The sequence below is a fragment of the Arenibaculum pallidiluteum genome, assembly GCF_017355985.1.
Classification (GTDB): Bacteria; Pseudomonadota; Alphaproteobacteria; order Azospirillales; family Azospirillaceae; genus Arenibaculum; species Arenibaculum pallidiluteum.
This window is the reverse complement of sequence record NZ_JAFIQU010000003.1, coordinates 369,011-384,106: the sequence shown is the minus strand read 5'-3', so window position 1 is coordinate 384,106 and position 15,096 is coordinate 369,011. Positions and strand designations below refer to the sequence as shown.

Annotated in this window: 12 protein-coding genes; 2 read left to right on the top strand and 10 right to left on the bottom strand. The window is 71.2% G+C overall.

Translation table 11 applies throughout. The annotated features are described in order from the left end of the window. Window positions 1-84: 84 nt before the first annotated feature. The 4 genes from rfbC to JUB13_RS08955 form a co-directional block, all read right to left on the bottom strand. Window positions 85-636 (bottom strand): dTDP-4-dehydrorhamnose 3,5-epimerase, encoded by a 552-nt coding sequence (rfbC, locus tag JUB13_RS08970; protein ID WP_207478453.1) that lies wholly within the window; start codon window positions 634-636, stop codon window positions 85-87. A 43-nt stretch (window positions 637-679) separates the two neighbouring features. Next, window positions 680-1,249, bottom strand: coding sequence for a polysaccharide biosynthesis/export family protein (locus JUB13_RS08965; RefSeq protein WP_207478452.1), 570 nt, complete (start codon window positions 1,247-1,249; stop codon window positions 680-682). A 189-nt stretch (window positions 1,250-1,438) separates the two neighbouring features. Continuing rightward, the gene (locus JUB13_RS08960) at window positions 1,439-2,734 is read right to left on the bottom strand and encodes an outer membrane beta-barrel protein (protein ID WP_207478451.1); all 1,296 of its coding nucleotides are present in this window, start codon (window positions 2,732-2,734) and stop codon (window positions 1,439-1,441) included. A 161-nt stretch (window positions 2,735-2,895) separates the two neighbouring features. Further along, on the bottom strand, window positions 2,896-3,738 hold the full coding sequence (locus tag JUB13_RS08955) for an NAD-dependent epimerase/dehydratase family protein (RefSeq protein WP_207478450.1): 843 nt from the start codon (window positions 3,736-3,738) through the stop codon (window positions 2,896-2,898). Between the two features lie 292 nt (window positions 3,739-4,030). On the opposite strand from JUB13_RS08955, the gene JUB13_RS08950 reads away from it, so the two are divergent. Continuing rightward, a complete protein-coding gene (locus JUB13_RS08950; RefSeq protein ID WP_207478449.1) occupies window positions 4,031-4,222 on the top strand; it encodes a hypothetical protein in 192 nt (63 codons plus the stop codon). A gap of 381 nt (window positions 4,223-4,603) precedes the next feature. Further along, window positions 4,604-7,309 carry an ankyrin repeat domain-containing protein gene (locus JUB13_RS08945; protein ID WP_207478448.1) on the top strand — a complete coding sequence of 902 codons (2,706 nt, stop codon included), beginning with the start codon at window positions 4,604-4,606 and terminating at the stop codon, window positions 7,307-7,309. Window positions 7,310-7,718: 409 nt separating this feature from the next. Here the strand turns inward: JUB13_RS08945 and JUB13_RS08940 are convergent, their stop codons facing one another. From JUB13_RS08940 to JUB13_RS08915, 6 genes are read right to left on the bottom strand one after another with little or no spacing between them, the layout of a single operon-like run. Beyond that, window positions 7,719-8,408 (bottom strand): NADH-quinone oxidoreductase subunit B family protein, encoded by a 690-nt coding sequence (locus tag JUB13_RS08940; protein WP_207478447.1) that lies wholly within the window; start codon window positions 8,406-8,408, stop codon window positions 7,719-7,721. Beyond that, entirely contained in the window at window positions 8,408-9,913 is a 1,506-nt protein-coding gene (locus JUB13_RS08935) for a hydrogenase large subunit (RefSeq protein ID WP_207478446.1), read from the bottom strand. The genes JUB13_RS08940 and JUB13_RS08935 overlap by 1 nt, the downstream gene beginning before the upstream one ends. A gap of 19 nt (window positions 9,914-9,932) precedes the next feature. Beyond that, a complete protein-coding gene (locus JUB13_RS08930) occupies window positions 9,933-11,366 on the bottom strand; it encodes a proton-conducting transporter transmembrane domain-containing protein (RefSeq protein ID WP_207478445.1) in 1,434 nt (477 codons plus the stop codon). Then, window positions 11,363-12,025: a hydrogenase-4 component E gene (locus tag JUB13_RS08925; protein WP_207478444.1), complete on the bottom strand. Its 663-nt coding sequence runs from the start codon at window positions 12,023-12,025 to the stop codon at window positions 11,363-11,365. The genes JUB13_RS08930 and JUB13_RS08925 overlap by 4 nt, the downstream gene beginning before the upstream one ends. Beyond that, window positions 12,025-12,981, bottom strand: coding sequence for a respiratory chain complex I subunit 1 family protein (locus JUB13_RS08920; protein ID WP_207478443.1), 957 nt, complete (start codon window positions 12,979-12,981; stop codon window positions 12,025-12,027). Before JUB13_RS08920 ends, JUB13_RS08925 begins: the two co-directional genes overlap by 1 nt. Next, window positions 12,978-14,978, bottom strand: coding sequence for a proton-conducting transporter transmembrane domain-containing protein (locus JUB13_RS08915; protein WP_207478442.1), 2,001 nt, complete (start codon window positions 14,976-14,978; stop codon window positions 12,978-12,980). The genes JUB13_RS08920 and JUB13_RS08915 overlap by 4 nt, the downstream gene beginning before the upstream one ends. Window positions 14,979-15,096: the final 118 nt, after the last annotated feature.

The window sequence follows — 15,096 nt, the reverse complement described above, 5'->3', positions numbered from 1 at the left end:
TCCTGGGACAGAAACGCGAACGGGCCGCCCCCTTCGGAGCGGCCCGTCGACGTCTCTGCTGGGCGCCTGCGCGCCGGGCCGGACTCAGAACGGAGTCTGGATGTCCCGGAGCCGAGGCTGGCGCAGGTCCTTGTCGGACAGATGGGCAGCGCCCTCCTGCACCGGCCAGGCGATACCCAGGTCGGGATCGTTCCACAGCACGCCGTGATCGTGCTGCGGAGCATAGTAGTTCGTCACCTTGTAGAGGACCTCGGTCTCCGGCTCGAGCGTGACGAAGCCATGGGCGAAGCCCTTCGGAACGAGAAGCTGCGCCCCCTCGGCCGCATCCAGCCGGACCATCACGTGGCGCCCATAGGTCGGAGAATCCCGCCGGATGTCGACGGCCACGTCCACGATCGCCCCCCGCAGGACGCGAACCAGCTTGTCCTGCGCGAAAGGCGGGCTCTGGAAGTGCAGGCCACGGACGGTGCCGCTCGGCACGGACAGCGACTGGTTGTCCTGCACGAAGTCGAGATCGACCCCGGCTTCGAGCAGCGCCTTCCTGTTCCAGGTTTCCGCAAACCAGCCGCGGCTGTCGCCGAAGCGCCGCGGCATCAGCAGCTTCACGGCCGGGATCTCGGTCTCGATGACTTTCATTGCTTCCTCGGATTCGTGGTCACGCGTCGAGCCCCTGCGTGGATCAGAAGTAGCGCTCGGGAACCCGAACGACGTCGTCCGGCAGGATCGTGGCGCTGGGCGGCGCACGGTACTCCGTCTTGTCGCCGGCGCGGGTGATCAGCACGTAGTCCTGACGGCCACGGTAGGTGTACCCGCCCGCCAGGGCGACGGCCTGAGCGGCGGTCATCCCGTTCGCGTAGTTGTACTGCCCCGGCCGGTTCACCTCGCCCATGATGTAGAACGGCCGGAAGGTACGGACTTCGACGCTGACCTTGGGATCGCGGACATAACCGTCGGCGAGCTTGGTGGCGATGGCCTGCTCCAGACCGCGGACGCTGGCATTCGCGGCCTTGACCTCGCCGATCAGGGGCATCGCGAGATTGCCGGAGCCGTCGACGGCAAAATCGCCCGAGAGCTGCTCCTGACCGAAGACGGTGACGCGGACCTGGTCGCCCGGCCCAAGCCTGTACTCGTTCGATGCCGATGCCTGCTGCGGCAGCATCGGCGCGTCGCGCCCGTCGTTTCCGCAGGCAGAAAGCCCTAGAAGCAGGCCGCCGAGGACCAGGGCATGAATGAAGGATCTGGTGGACATGGTCTCCCCTCTTGAAGCGCGCGCCACGCACGGGCGTCACGCTGCGGCCGCATTGATGCGGCGTCGAGCAGGACCAGTCTTACCGAGGAAGATGCGGCCGCGAAGGCCGGGAGAAGCATTAAGCCGGCGGGGACCCACTTTCGGACGGGTCGGCCGGGCGGACGCCCGCCAGACCGACCCGCCGCACGATCAGAGACGCGTGCCGAGGCGAAGGGTCACCAAGTGCCGGTCGTAGTCGTTGCCGGCGGTGTTGGAATCGCGGGTGATGAAGTCCCAGCCGCCACGGACGTACACGTTCCGGTTCATCAGGTAGGTCGCGCCGGCTCCCACGAGCAGGTAGTCGTCCTCGCGGGTCGAGCCCTGGAAATCGTCACGCCGCACACCCGCGGTCCCGTTCAGGATCAGGTTGCGCAGCAGCTCGTGATCGACGCCGAGGCGAAGCAACGTCCGCTCGCGCGCGCTGACGGTCAGCGAGGTCGTCTCCTCGAGCTTCCGCGTCACCTCGCCAGTGACCGAGGTGAGCTGGGTGACGGCCCAGTCGAGCCGCACGCCGGCCGAGATCCCCGAGGGATCCTCAAGCAGGTCGTTGTCGTAATCCCTCTGCTCGTAGCCGACATAGGCCGAGCCGGTGAGGAGGCCCGTCAGGTCGAAGTCGCTGCCGACCGCGATCTCCCAGCCCGTCGAATCACGCTGCGCACGCTCCTCGAGCCGGTATCTCGTCCAGTCATATGTGCCGCGCACGAAGGTCTCGATGCCCGGCTGGAGCTCGTAGGAGCCGCGCAGCGTCGTCGCGTAGATCGTGCGGTCGCGGAAGTCCTGATCCGCGTCGAGGCCGTCGCGCCGCCGCACGTCGTCGTAGTCCCGGTACTCGACCGAGCCGCCGGCGCTGACCGCGAAGCGGTTGAAGCCCTGCCGGAGCCCGATCTGCGCGAGCCCGACGCGGTAGTCGACCGGCTCGGCACGGTCGGTCGGCGAATCGGGGTCGCCGCCGGCCTCGTGGTCGCCACGAACGCCGAGTTCGCCCGACAGCCGCGTCTCGCGCGCGATGTCGTAGCGCCCGGCGGCGTTCGCGAGGAAGTCGATGTACTTCTCGCTGGACTGATCGACGTAGCGGCCGATATCGGCACCCGCGCGCAGCTGCAGGAAATGGACGCCGGACTCGTTGCGCGCCGTCACCGAGGGGCTGAGCTCGAGCAGGAAGTCACTCTCGCTGTTGTCCTCGGAGGCGAAAACGTTCGAGTCCCACGTCACCCCCGCCTCGACCTGCGGGAAGATCAGGAACGAGCCCGCGCGGATGCCGAGCGGGTCGAATTCGGGCCGCTGCCTGTCCACGACGGACGCACCACGCTCCAGCGCGCCGGACGGACGCGCTGCGTCCGGAGGAACCTGGTTCGGCTGCTGCTGGGCCTGAGCCACCGTGGCGGTGCCGATCAGGATCGCGATGGCGCTGACCGCGGTGGGCAGGCTCGACAGGATCTTCGTCATGGGGCTGTGTCCGCTATCCGGGCAAAGTTGCGGCAATGCCGCGTTGTTGATCCCTTCTCGCGCCGAGTTGCGCCGGCTGCAACCGGACGAAGCATCGGAGCCACGTTTCGGCACCGCATGTGCCCAGGCGGACACACCGAGAATGGCTTATGTCGAATGGCTTATTCGTGCGGCTTCTGCCCGGCGGCCTCGGCAGCCAGGCGCCGGCCAATGGCCCGGCAATGGGCCTCGACCGTAACCTTCGGGGCCCATTCCCCGGCCAGCGCGTGGCGAAGCCGACCCGTGTCGAGCCGGAAGCTGTCGAAGCGCCGATGGTCAGTGACCAGCAGGCGTCCGGCGCCGAACGCGTCCATGATCCAGCCGGTCAGCTGCCCGAGCGGCACCGCCTGCCCGGAGCCCAGGTTGAAGGTCCCACGGAGATCCCGCCTCAGCGCGGCTGCCAGCAGACGCCCGAATTCCGGGTCCGGAAGGAAATCCCGCCGCACGCCGGGATCGACGTCGAGCACGATCTCGCCCCGCCCTGCAAGGCTCCCGAGCGCGGCTGCCATGAAGGTGCGGCGCTGGCCGCCCCGCTCGTAGCCGAAGACATTGGCGACCCGCAGCACCAGCAAATGGTCCCCCAGCAACGGCCGGAGCCGCTCCTCCGCCGCGAGCTTGTTGCGCCCGTAGGCGTCGGTCGGGCCCGTCGGCGCATCCTCGCCGGCATCCCACTGGTGGTCAGGGTGATAGACCTTTCGCGAACTCATGAGCACGTAGGAGAGCCCGCGGTCCGCGGCGACCCGTGCGAGCCGGAGATCGAGGCATTCGTCCGGAGGGCAGTCCTCCCGCCGCCAGCGCGGATCGAGGGCGAAGTTCACGATGCGCGTGACCCCGGAGAAGACCCCATGGGCGTCCAGGTCCCGATGCCCGACGAACCTGCAAGGTGGCCGGCCAGGCGCCTCGGCGAGACTCCGCGCCAGGAATGCGCCCTGCCCGACCACCAGCGTCAGCGGCTCCTGTGACATCCCACCCGTCCCTCCTGGCCGTACGGCGGCGAAGGCTCGCCGGATTCCGCAGCCTGCGTCATGCCGCATTATGGAGGATGCCGCGCGCCGTTCGGGGGGCCACCGATCGGGGCGGCGCTCGGAGGTCGCATGGGATGCCGCCCGCGATTCCTGAAAGCCCGCGCTGGAGCCTCCCTGCGGCAGCGTCCGGTTCGCGTTCACCCGCCTTCTCCGCGGCACGCCTGGCGCTTACCACCATTGCCCGTCTGTGACCGCGAGGCCGGCGCCCCAAACTGCAGGAAAGGAGGACCCCATGACGAGCCACGAGAAGAACTCAACACCCGCGGCGGGCAAGCCTAAGTCGCCGCAGCACCCGACGAACGATTCCATGCCGCCCTACGCGCCGGGCGGCGTCCCGGAACCGGAGGGGGACGGGCTTCCCGCAGCGCGCGACGCCGAAGGATCACGTCCGGACAATGCGCTTCCGCCCAAGGCGCAGCCGTGAGCGGCCGAGCGCGGGCCGCTTGCCATGTGGCAGGTGGCCCCCGCCGCGCTTCGGCGCGGTTCCTGCCACGTCACTGAGGCCTCGGCGCAACACCTGGACCCAAATGCCGGGGTCATGTGCCCGGCCTGCGATTAGCCCCTTGTCCCGCACGGCGCCGGCCCTATCTTGTGCATTGCAGCAACGACCTTGCTGCATCGCCCTTGTTGGGCGTTTCCTCCCTAAACTCAGGCCGCTCTCCGGGCGGCCTTTTTCTTTTCCGGCGGGCTTCGCAGGGGGTGCCTCCTTGCTTTCCCGGGCTCATCCGTTTTCACGCGTCGCTATCGCCTCGCGCGTTGCTAAAGTCCGAGCCTACCGGGCCCGGAACACGAGTGTAGCGTCCACATGAAGAACAGCCGCTTCGGCATTCGGAAGGACCCCTTCGAGGTCTCGACCAGCGCGCGCCCGTCCTTTGCCTCGGCCGATCATAGCGAAGTCTACAACGGCTTCTTCCTGGCGCTGCTCGCACGCAAGCGCCTGATGGCGCTGTACGGTGAAACCGGCGTCGGCAAGACGACGCTGCTCAACGCTCTGCTCGATCACCTCGAGGCCGAGGGGGGCATGGTCCTGGCCGCCACGGCCACGTCCGGAATGGGCGTCGAGGACCTGATCATGGCTGCGCGGACCCAGCTCGACGGGCTGGCGCGCCCGGATGCGAACGAGGGCGAGACGCTGGAGCAGCTCGTCGAGCAGCTCGAGCGCCGGCTCGAGGATGCAGGGCACGGTGTGCTCGTCGTGGATGACGCGCACCGCCTGGACCTTCCGGCGATAGCCGACCTTTTCGAGCTGGCCCGGACCGATACCGAGACCGGCCGCTACCTCCAGGTCCTGCTCTCCGGCGAGCCGGTCCTCGAACGCATGCTCGCCGAGCCGGACCTCGCCGCCGCGATGAAGGCGTTCGGCGTCGCCTACCATCTGGGTCCGCTGGACCGGAGCCATACCGAGACCTTCGTGCGCGAGCGCCTGCGCGCGGCCGGGGCGAGGCGGGACGAGCTCTTCGACGGACCAGCACTCGACAAGGTGCACGAGTACTCCGGCGGCCTTCCGGGGGTGATCAGCACGATCTGCGGGCAATGCCTGCGCATGGCCGAGGAGAAGCGCGAGGAGCGCATCGGTGTCGCGAGGGTCGAGGCCGCCGCCCGAAGCCTCGGCATCGAGCTGCCGGATGCCCGCGAGGACGAGCCGGAGATCCCCACCGAGATCCAGGAGCCGGCGCCACGCCGCGGCATCGAGACCGCCTTTGGCGTGCCCATCGAGGCGATGCCGCGCTTCGAACCCAGGCCCGCCGAACCTCCGACGCAGCCCGCCTATCCCAACCAGCTCCGCGCCGGATCCGCCGATGCTGCCGGCACGGCCCAGGCCGTCCCGCGCCCCGCGCCACAGCAGGAGGTGCGGAACCACGGCGGTGCGGCGCCGCTCTCCACGGGCATGGCACCGGCCGGGTCAGGCCCGGCCGCGGTCCTGCGCCCGGCGACCCCGCACGGGCGCCCCGCCCCATACGCCGTCCCCGAACGGCGACGCGCCGGCGCGGGCCGCTGGGCGGCCATGGCGCTGCTGGCAGTCCTGCTGGGTGCCGGCGCTGGCCTCGCGCTCTCGGACAGCCGGCCGCTCGACCGGCTCTACGAAGCGGCCTTCGGCGAAGCACCTCCATGGGAGGGCAGCACCGCGGCCCGCTCCTCGGCCGGAATCGATCCGTCCAGCGCGCCGACGACGGTCCCAGTCCGCGCGGCGCCGCCCCCCGTCCCGCCCGAGGCACCCGCCTCGGAAGGCGAGATTCGCGCGCCCGAGCCGGCGCCTCCTGCGGTCGACCTCACGGCCTCCGCGCAGCCGCCCGCGCCCATGGGCGCGAACCGGCCGGACCTGTCGTCGCCGACAGCTCCCGCGCCGGCCCAGGCCGTTCCGCCGGGCGCGCAACAGGCGCCGTCCGCACAGCCGGCCCCGCCGCCCGCCGCGCCCGGGCAGCCGGAACAGGTCGCGGCCATGCCGCCGCCGGAGCCGCCCGCCACGGCATCGCGCGCCGAGATCGCCGAGTTGCTGACCCAGGCCGAACGTTGGCTTCAGGCCCGCTATCTTACGACGCCGGCCGGCAGCAACGCCTTCGAGACCTATCGCCGGATCGTTGCGATCGATCCCGGGAATCCCGAAGCCGCGCAGGTTCTGGCCCGCATCAAGGCCATGTATCTGAACTGGGGCACGACGGCAGAGCAGCGCGCCGACATCGAGAGCGCCCGCCGCCATTTCGAGCGCGGTCTCAGCGTCGACCCCGCGGACCAGACGTTCCGCGAGCGGCTCGACGCCCTTGACCGCCGGACCCGTACCGAGGCGCAGGCCGAACCCAGTCAGGCGGAGCCGGATCAGGCCGTTGCGGCGCTGACGCCTGTCCCGTCCAGCGATCAGGTGCTGCGGCTGCCGCCGGGCTACCGGGAGCCTGCCGCGCCGGGCCAGGCGGTCCCCGCCAACCCGCAGACGGCAACCCCTGCGGCGCAACAGCCGCCCGCGCCCGTCGCGCCGAACGCCTTCGACAACCGCGAGGCGATCCTTGCGGCGATCGACCGACCCGAGGTGCTGCGCGGGGTGATCCGTGACGGGCGGCGGCTCGACGTGGAGATGCCGGACGGCAAGACCCCGCTGATGCTGGCGGCCGAGCGCGGCAGAACCGAATCTCTGCGGCTCCTGCTCCAGGCCGGCGCTGGGGCGAACGCGCGGAGCCGCACGGGCCAGACCGCGCTGATGCTTGCCGCATCAGCGGGCGACCCCGGCTCGGTGCGTGCGCTGCTCGACTCCGGCGCGGCCGTGAACGCCCAAAGCGTCGACGGACGGACGGCCCTGATGGTAGCCGCCGAGCGTGGCCAGCTGGACATCGTGCGCCAGCTTCTGGACAACGGCGCCGACATCGACGCCACCACGACGGGCGGGCGCAGCGCATTGAGCTATGCGACCCAGGCCGGCCATGAGGACGTGGCGATGCTGCTGCGGCTCCGCGGCGCACGCGCCGGCGCGGGCACGTCCCGCGCCGCGCCGATCGATCTCGGCACGTTCCGCCGCAACTGACCGGAAGCGCAGTCACCTGGCCCGATCGCCCCGAATGCCGTTCCGACTCCTGCGCCTGCTCCCCGGGCTTGCCGCGCTGCTGCCGATCACGGGCTGCGGCGACTTCGGGCGCGTCACCCAGGGCACGGTCGACCCGGCCTACCGTCCGGAGACCGTAAGCGCGGGCACGGCCGAGCATGGAATGCCGGTGCGCATTCACGGAGCGATCGACGGGTTCGCTCCGGACCGGCTCTCTGGAATGGTGCTCGACAGCCTGCGCCGGTCGACCGGTGGCATCGGCCTGCGCTTCACGACGGCCGATGTTCCCCCGGGCCGGCTCGGAGACTACCGAACGGTGTTCGTCTTCAATCCTGCCGCCGGGATGACGGACGGCGATGTCTGCGCCGGGCGGTTCCCGGGAACCAAGCCCTCAGCTTCCGAGATCACGGTCAGGGCCGCGCTCTGCTGGGGCGGCAAGAACCTGACCGGCGCCATGGGCTTCATGAATGCCGACGCCGCCCGCGACGCGCGGCGGTTCGACCGTTTCCTGCGCGACATCGGCCACGCTCTCTTCCCGCGGTCCAACCCCGACCGCTGAGCCCGGCCGGGCCGAATGCTCGATCAGGGCCACGAGCCCTGCCAAAATCTCCGCCGGGCTCGGCGGGCAGCCGGAGATTCGCAGATGGACCGGCACAACCTGATCGATGCCGCCGGCCACGCCGTAGCTCCCCCTGAAGACGCCGCCGTCGAGCGCGCAGGCACCGCAGGCGACGACCCATTTCGGGTCGGGTGTCGCCTGCCAGGTCCTGTAGAGCGCCTCGCGCATGTTGTGGGTGACGGGCCCGGTCACCAGCAGGACGTCGGCATGGCGTGGAGAGGTCACGAAACGGAGTCCGAAGCGCTCCAGGTCATATTTGCGGTTGCCGAGCGCCGAGATCTCCAGCTCGCAGCCATTGCAGGACCCCGCGTCGATCTGCCGGATCGCGAGGCTGCGACCCAGCCGGACATGGGAGAGCCGGTCCAGGCGTGCCGCGAGCTCGGCCTCGGCGCCCGGCGCTGGACCGGGTCCCGGAATCACCGGCGGGCGGCGCAGGAGGTTTCCGAGAATGCGTACCAGCATCAGAGATCGTGCCCCGCGCAGGTGCAGTTGAAGGACCTGTAGCACAGGGAGAGATCCGAGACGGCGCTCCGCTCGATCGCGGCCTCGAGCAGGGGCCACTGCAGCCACGAGGGGTCGCGGGGGTGGCAGCGCAGGATCGTGCCGTCCTCGGCCAGCCGCACCCAGGTCATCACCTCGCCCCGGAACGATTCCACCAGCGCCAGTCCTTCCCCGGCGCAGGCGTCGACCGCGGCCAGGACCGGCCCGTCCGGCAGGCGGTCGAGGATCTGCTCCGCCAGGGACAGGCTCTCGACGACCTCGCGGGCGCGGACGCTCAGCCTTGCATCCGCGTCCCCCTCTTCGGCTACCGGGATCTCGAAGGCAAGTTCGGGATAGGGCGCATAGCCGGGGAGGCGACGCGCATCACGCCCCAGGCCACAGGCGCGTCCCACGAACCCCCCGGCGCCGAAGCGCATCGCCTGGTCGCGGGCGACGCATCCGGTTCCCACCGTCCTGTCCTGCAGCGACTCCCTTGCGTCATAGAGCCGGACCAGCGGCAGGAAGCCATCCCGGACCGCCTGCAGCGCGGCATCGATCTCGTGCGCGGCCTCCGCCGTCAGGTCGACGGCGACGCCGCCGGGCACCACGCGGTCCATCATCAGGCGGTGCCCGAAGGCGGCCTCGGCCGCGACCGCGACCCGCTCGCGCAGCAGGGCGCATTCGGCCTCGATGAAGGGGACGCCGGCCTCGCCGCAGGTGGCCCCGAAGTCACCGAGATGATTGGCGATGCGCTCCAGTTCCGCGAGGAGCGCACGCAGCCAGACCGCCCGGGGCGGCGGCGCGGTCCCGGTCGCCGCCTCGACGGCTTGGGCGAAGGCCAGCGCGTGCGCGACGGTGGAATCACCGGACAGGCGGGCGACCAGCCGGGCCGCAGCCTCGACGCCGCGCCCCACCACCAGCGATTCGATGCCGCGATGCGCGAAGCCGAGACGCGCCTCGAACCGTACGATTGTCTCACCATGGGCCGTGAGCCGCAGATGGGTGGGTTCCGCGACGGTGCCGTGCACGGGCCCGAACGGGATGACATGCAGCCCCTCGCCCTCGGCCGGCAGGAAGGGATAGGGCTCCGGATTGCCGAGCGGCGGCGGCGGGGCAGCCGAGAGCGGCAGGCGCACCGGCCATGCGTCGTGATCGAGCCAAGGACGCGGATCCGTCAGCGCCTCGGCGTTCAGCCCGAAGAGATCCTGGATCGCCCGCTCCAGCCGGACGGCGCCTGGCCGCGCGAGGCTCAGGCTCGGGAAGCGCCCTTCCGGGCAATCCAGCGTCGCGACGACGACGTGGCCGGCCTCGTCGCACAGGCAGCAATGGACGCGATCCTGCTCCGCCCACTCGCCGAGCAGGGTCCAGCCGGGCTCCTCGCCGAGCCTCAGCACCAGGGCTATCCAGGCCTCCCGGTCGAGCCGATGGCGCGGCACCGGATGATGCCCGGGCACGGCCGGTCCAAGGGACGCGATGAAGTCCAGCACCCTTCCCCCCGATCCAGCGCTATCCCAGCTGCTCGGCGAGGGAACGCAGCCAGACCGCGACGGGCTCCGGCAGCCATATCCCCGCGAGCAGGACCAGTCCGAGTTGCATGAACACCGGTACGACGGCAAGGCCGTCGACCATGCGGCCGGCACAGGACTCGGATGCCCATGCCGCCGGCAGGCGTGCTGCCAGCGCCACCAGCGCCGCGACCAGGCCCAGCAGCACCGCAGCCGCAAGGAATGGCGAGTGCGCGGCGGCGGCGGTCACGATCAGGAAAGCGCTGGCGAACAGGCCGAAGGGCGGGAGGCCCGCAACCGCCACGACGCCGGCGAGAACGGCCCAGCGCAGGCCCGGCGCGCGCGCCCGGCCCTCCGTACCACGCCGATCCGCGTCCCGCCCTGCCGGGCCGAGCGCTGCGAACAGGGCCGACTTGGTCAGCGCGTGCAGGGTGACTTGGAGCAGGCCCGCCACGTTGCCTGCCGTCCCGCCGAGACCGAAGGCCACGGTCGCCAGCCCCATGTGCTGGGCCGAGCTGAAGGCGAGCAGATGCCGCATGTCGCGGCAGCGGTGCAGCATCACGACCGCCGCCAGGGCGGAGACGAGCCCTAGCCCGATCAGGAGGCCGCCGGGCTTCAGGCCGGCGCTGCTGGCCGCCAGCAGCATCTTGAAGCGCAGCATTGCCAGGAGCGCGACGTTCAGGAGCAGCCCCGAAAGAACGGCGCCGACCGGCGCGGCGCCCTGGCCGTGGGCGCGGGCCAGCCAGCCGTTCATCGGTGCCAGCCCAGCCACCGCGCCATAGCCGAGCAGCACCGGGACGAAGCCGAGGCTCAGCAGCGCGGGATCCGCCTCGGCCGATACTTCCAACACGCGGGACCAGGTCAGGGCGGGCATGCCGGCGCCCGTTGCAGGCTGGGCCGCCGCGTAGACAAGCACCGTTCCGAGCAACGCCAGGCCGAGGCCCGCTCCGCACATCACGAGAAGGCTCCAGCACGCGGCGAGGCTCCTGGGCGTGCGCCAGAGCGAGAACATCGCGGCGCAGGCCAGCACGGCCGCCTCTACTGCGATCCACAGCAGAACGAGATTGTTCGCGGCCAGGGCCAGCATCGCAGCGGCGAGGAAGGCCTGGAACAGGGCATGGAACAGCCGGCCACCCCGGTGCGACAGGCGGGTCGCTTCGACCTCGCGCGCGATTGCCCCTGCCGAGACCGGAGCCGTGGCGGCCGCAATGAGGGCGGTCAGCACCAACAGGTGGAGGTTCAGCCGATCGACAAGGAACAGCTCGCCCGCTCCCCGCTCCGCCCCCAGCATGACGAGGGTGGTGGCGAGCAGAGCCACGCAGGCACCGCCACCGACCACGGCCGCTGCCCGGACCGTGCAGGGCAGAAGGGCCAGCAGGAGTGCAGCCGCCGCAGGGATCGCCAGAAGCGTGGGGACGATGTCGAGGGCGTTCATTCCTCCACCCTCCGTTTGGGCGTCGCGAGCGCCTCGTCGAGCTGGTGGCGCAGGTGGACCGTCGCAAGCGCCAGTGCCGTCATGGCCGTCAGTGCGACGAGGATCCCGATGAGCATCGGCATCCCGGCCGCGCTGGCGGCAGCAAGGATCACCCCGGACTCGACGCCCATGAGGCCGGTTGCCTGACCGATGCCGTCGCGACGGGCCGCCATGCCGAGCAGCCCCAGCAACGTCACCGCCAGCGCAAGGGCCAGGTCCTCGCGCGACAGCGCAGCTCCACTCCCGACATCGGCCGTTTGCGCAACCATGGCCGCGGCTCCCACCGCGGCGACTGCCAGGGCCAGCATCATTCCGGGGCCGAGGGCAGGGTTGGTCGCGGCCGTGGGCGGAAGGCCGTGGCTGAGCGCAAGGCGCCGCAGCGCCGCCGGGACCAGAACGGCCCGAAGGCCGAAGGCCAGCAGGGCTGCGACATACAGGCCCGGCTCATCCCGGACGCTGCCCTGCCAGGCGATGGCGGCCGCGAGCATGGCGGCTTGGGCGGCCAGGACCTTCACGAGCGCCATGCGACGCCGCTGGCGCAGGCCGAGCAGGGCAAGCAGCAGCACCCCGCCCCCGAGAAGCTGCGCGACGTCGCGGCCAAACTCCGGAACTCCCTGCATCACGCCCCCAGAGAGACGGAAAGGAAGATCGCCGCCAGCATCCCCGCCATCAACGCCCACCCGCCGTACTCGCCCAGGCGCCTGATGCCGATCCGCGTCGAGAGCACCTCGGTGAGCGCGAGCGCCACGCCAGCACCCGCCATCTTTGCGGCGAAGGCACCGAGACCAATCACCGGCGCGAGCGCGCCGTCGCCGGGCAGGGCCATTCCCCATGGCACGAAGATGCAGGCGATCAGCGACGCATGGATCAGAAGGCGCAGCATTCCGGCCGCCTCGATCAGCGCCAGATGCCGGCCGGAATATTCCAGGCTCGTCGCTCCGCCGATCGTCGCGGAACCGGCTCCAGGGCCGTCCACCGGCATCCGGGCGTTGTCCGCCAGCGCCAACATCGTCAGGGCGAGGAGCGCAATGGCCAGGGACAGGCGCGGTTCGACGCCGCCGGAAAGCACGAACTCCGCCATCCGCGGCAACGAGGTGCTGCGCATTGCCGCCGCTACGGCGAAAATTGCCATGAGCATGGCGGGTCCGGCAAGCACCGCGACCAGTGACTGCCGCACTGCGCCGAGCGCGCCGAAGCCAGCCCCCGTGTCGAGCGCGGCAAGCATCGTCAGGACCCGCGCCACCGCCAGGAGTCCCACCAGCGCCACGAGATCCGCCGCTGGCGCCAGCGCGAGGCCGCTCGCGAAGGTGGGCACCAGGCCCGCCGCCAGCCAGAGCGTCGAGAAGACAAGGAAGGGCGTCGCCGTGAAGAGCCAGCTTGTCTCGTCCTGCACCACCGCCTCCTTCCGAAGCAGGCGGAGCAAGTCACGAAAGGGCTGCAGCAGCGGCGGCCCCTGCCGGCCCATGAGGCGGGCCCTCACCTGGCTCACGAAGCCCGTCAGCAGCGGCGCCGCGACGAGCACCAGGCCCATCTGGAGGAGCTGCAGGAAAGCCGCGCCTATAGCCTGGACGATCATGCCAGCACCGCAGCCAGGAGCATCAGTGACGCCAGCGCCGCGGCCGCGAGGCCGACACTGCCCGGAGTACCGAGGTGCCCCCCGCGTCCCGCCCGGCGCAACAGCCTTCCTGCGCGCCGACCGAGCGGGAGGAAGAAGAGCGTCTCTACGGGATCCCGGCAATCCAATCGGTATCGTGCGGCCCCCGTGTCACCAGGCGGCGCCCGGCCAACCTCCTCCCGGAAGGCGAAGGCCTGCATCGCGAAAACCCGCAGGATCGGCTGGGCCAAGCCGGACGCACTGAGCGGCGTGCCCGCGATGGGCGGCTCGGCGCCGCCGGCCCAGGGGGGCGCCCGGCGCGCCGCCCGTCCGCCGATCCTCCGCACGGCCGCGGCCGTCAGCACCGCCAGGCAGAGCACCATGGCGAGCACGAGAAGGCCGCTATAGGCATTTCCGAAGGCCGCCTGCGGCGCCAGCCAAAGGACTCCAGCCCTCGCACCGGAGCTTTCCGGGGTACCCAGCAGGGCCGCGGCCACCGGCTCGATCAGCGCCAGGAGCGGAAGCGGCAGCACGCCGATCAGCGCGCAGAGCACCGCCGGCAGAAGCATGGACCAGCGTTCCACGGGCTCCGGATCGGCGGCCATGTCCGCCTGCTCGGACCGCGGCCGGCCGAGAAAGACCAGACCGAAGCACCGAACGACGACCATCGCAAAAAGCGCGGCGGACAGGATAGCCGCGGCGGCGACCGCCAGGGCGCCAATCCTCAGACCCGGATCAGCGAGATCGGGCGCCTGCAGGAAGGCCTGGAACAGAAGCCATGCGGCCACGAAGCCATTGAGCGGCGGCAGGGCGGCCAGGGCCGCTCCACCGGCGAGGAAGGCCGCGGCGGTCCATGGCATGCGTGCGACCAGACCGCCGAGCCGGTCGAGCCGCATTTCCCCCGTCGCAGCGACCACTGCGCCGGCGGCGAGGAACAGCAGCCCGATGAAGACCGCGTGGTTCAGCCCATGCAAAAGCGCTCCAGACAGTGCAAGCCCGGCGGCATTGGGCAGCCCGTTCGCGTCATAGACCGCGGCTCCCCCAGTCCCGACCGCCACCAAGCCGAGGCTCCCGACTGCGGCGACGCCGAGGATCCGTGGAAGATCCGCCTCCATCAGCGCCCGGAGCGCGGCGCCGAGCGCCGTCGCGGCGCCTATCCCCGCCAGCAGGGCGCCCCACCCGGTTCCCGGTCCGCCGGCGAGGTCGAACACGGCCCGCAGCAGCACGTAATAGGCCGTTACCGGCATGGCGCCGGCCATCAGGGCTGAAACCCGGGCCGGCCCCGCGGCCAGGATCCCCGGGAGCCAGACATGCAGCGGCGCGAGCCCAATGCCGCCTGCGATGCCGAGGATCACCAGCGCAGGGACGAGACCCGCCGGGGACGCCGCGGCGGCAACGCGCAGGCTTTCGAAGCTGAGATCGGCGCTGGATCCCCCGAGCAGCGCGAAGGCGATCAGCAGACAGGCGAGGCCGAAACCCGACAGGATCAGATGGATTCGCGCCGCCCGCCCTGCCCCGGCCTCCTCCGACGACAGGAGCAGCAGCCATGACGCGACGCCGGCCACGCCCCAGCCGAGCAGGAGCGAGTAGGCGTCCCGGGCGAGCGGCACGAGGTTCATCCCCGCGATGAGAATCGGATAGGCCGCGAGCGACCCCGCCTCCAAACTTCCCTCGCGCCGCTGGCCCAGCGCCGAGATGCTGGAGAATGCGGCGCAGAGATTGACGGCGACCAGGAAGTACGCGGAGAGCAGGTCCAGGCCGAAGCTGATCCGAAGCCAGGGCAGTGCGGCGTCGCGGAGGGGCGCAGCGGCTCCGAGGTCGAAGCCGCCGAGGTGGAGCAGCGCGGCGGCGGCGGCGATCACGGACGCGATCACGGCGCCGCCATGCACGAGCACGGCGCCGTGTGGCCCGCGACCGCGGGCGAGGCCCAGCGGTGCCAAAACGAGCAGCAGGAGAACGGAGGTCAGGATCGCTGGCAAGGCGTGGCGGGCCGGCTCCGGGGAACGGACTTCCAGCGCGCTTATACCATGCTCGGTCGAACCCGGCACCGGCCGGCGGCCCTGCCCTGCAGACAAAGAAAAGCCCCGGTGCCGTGAG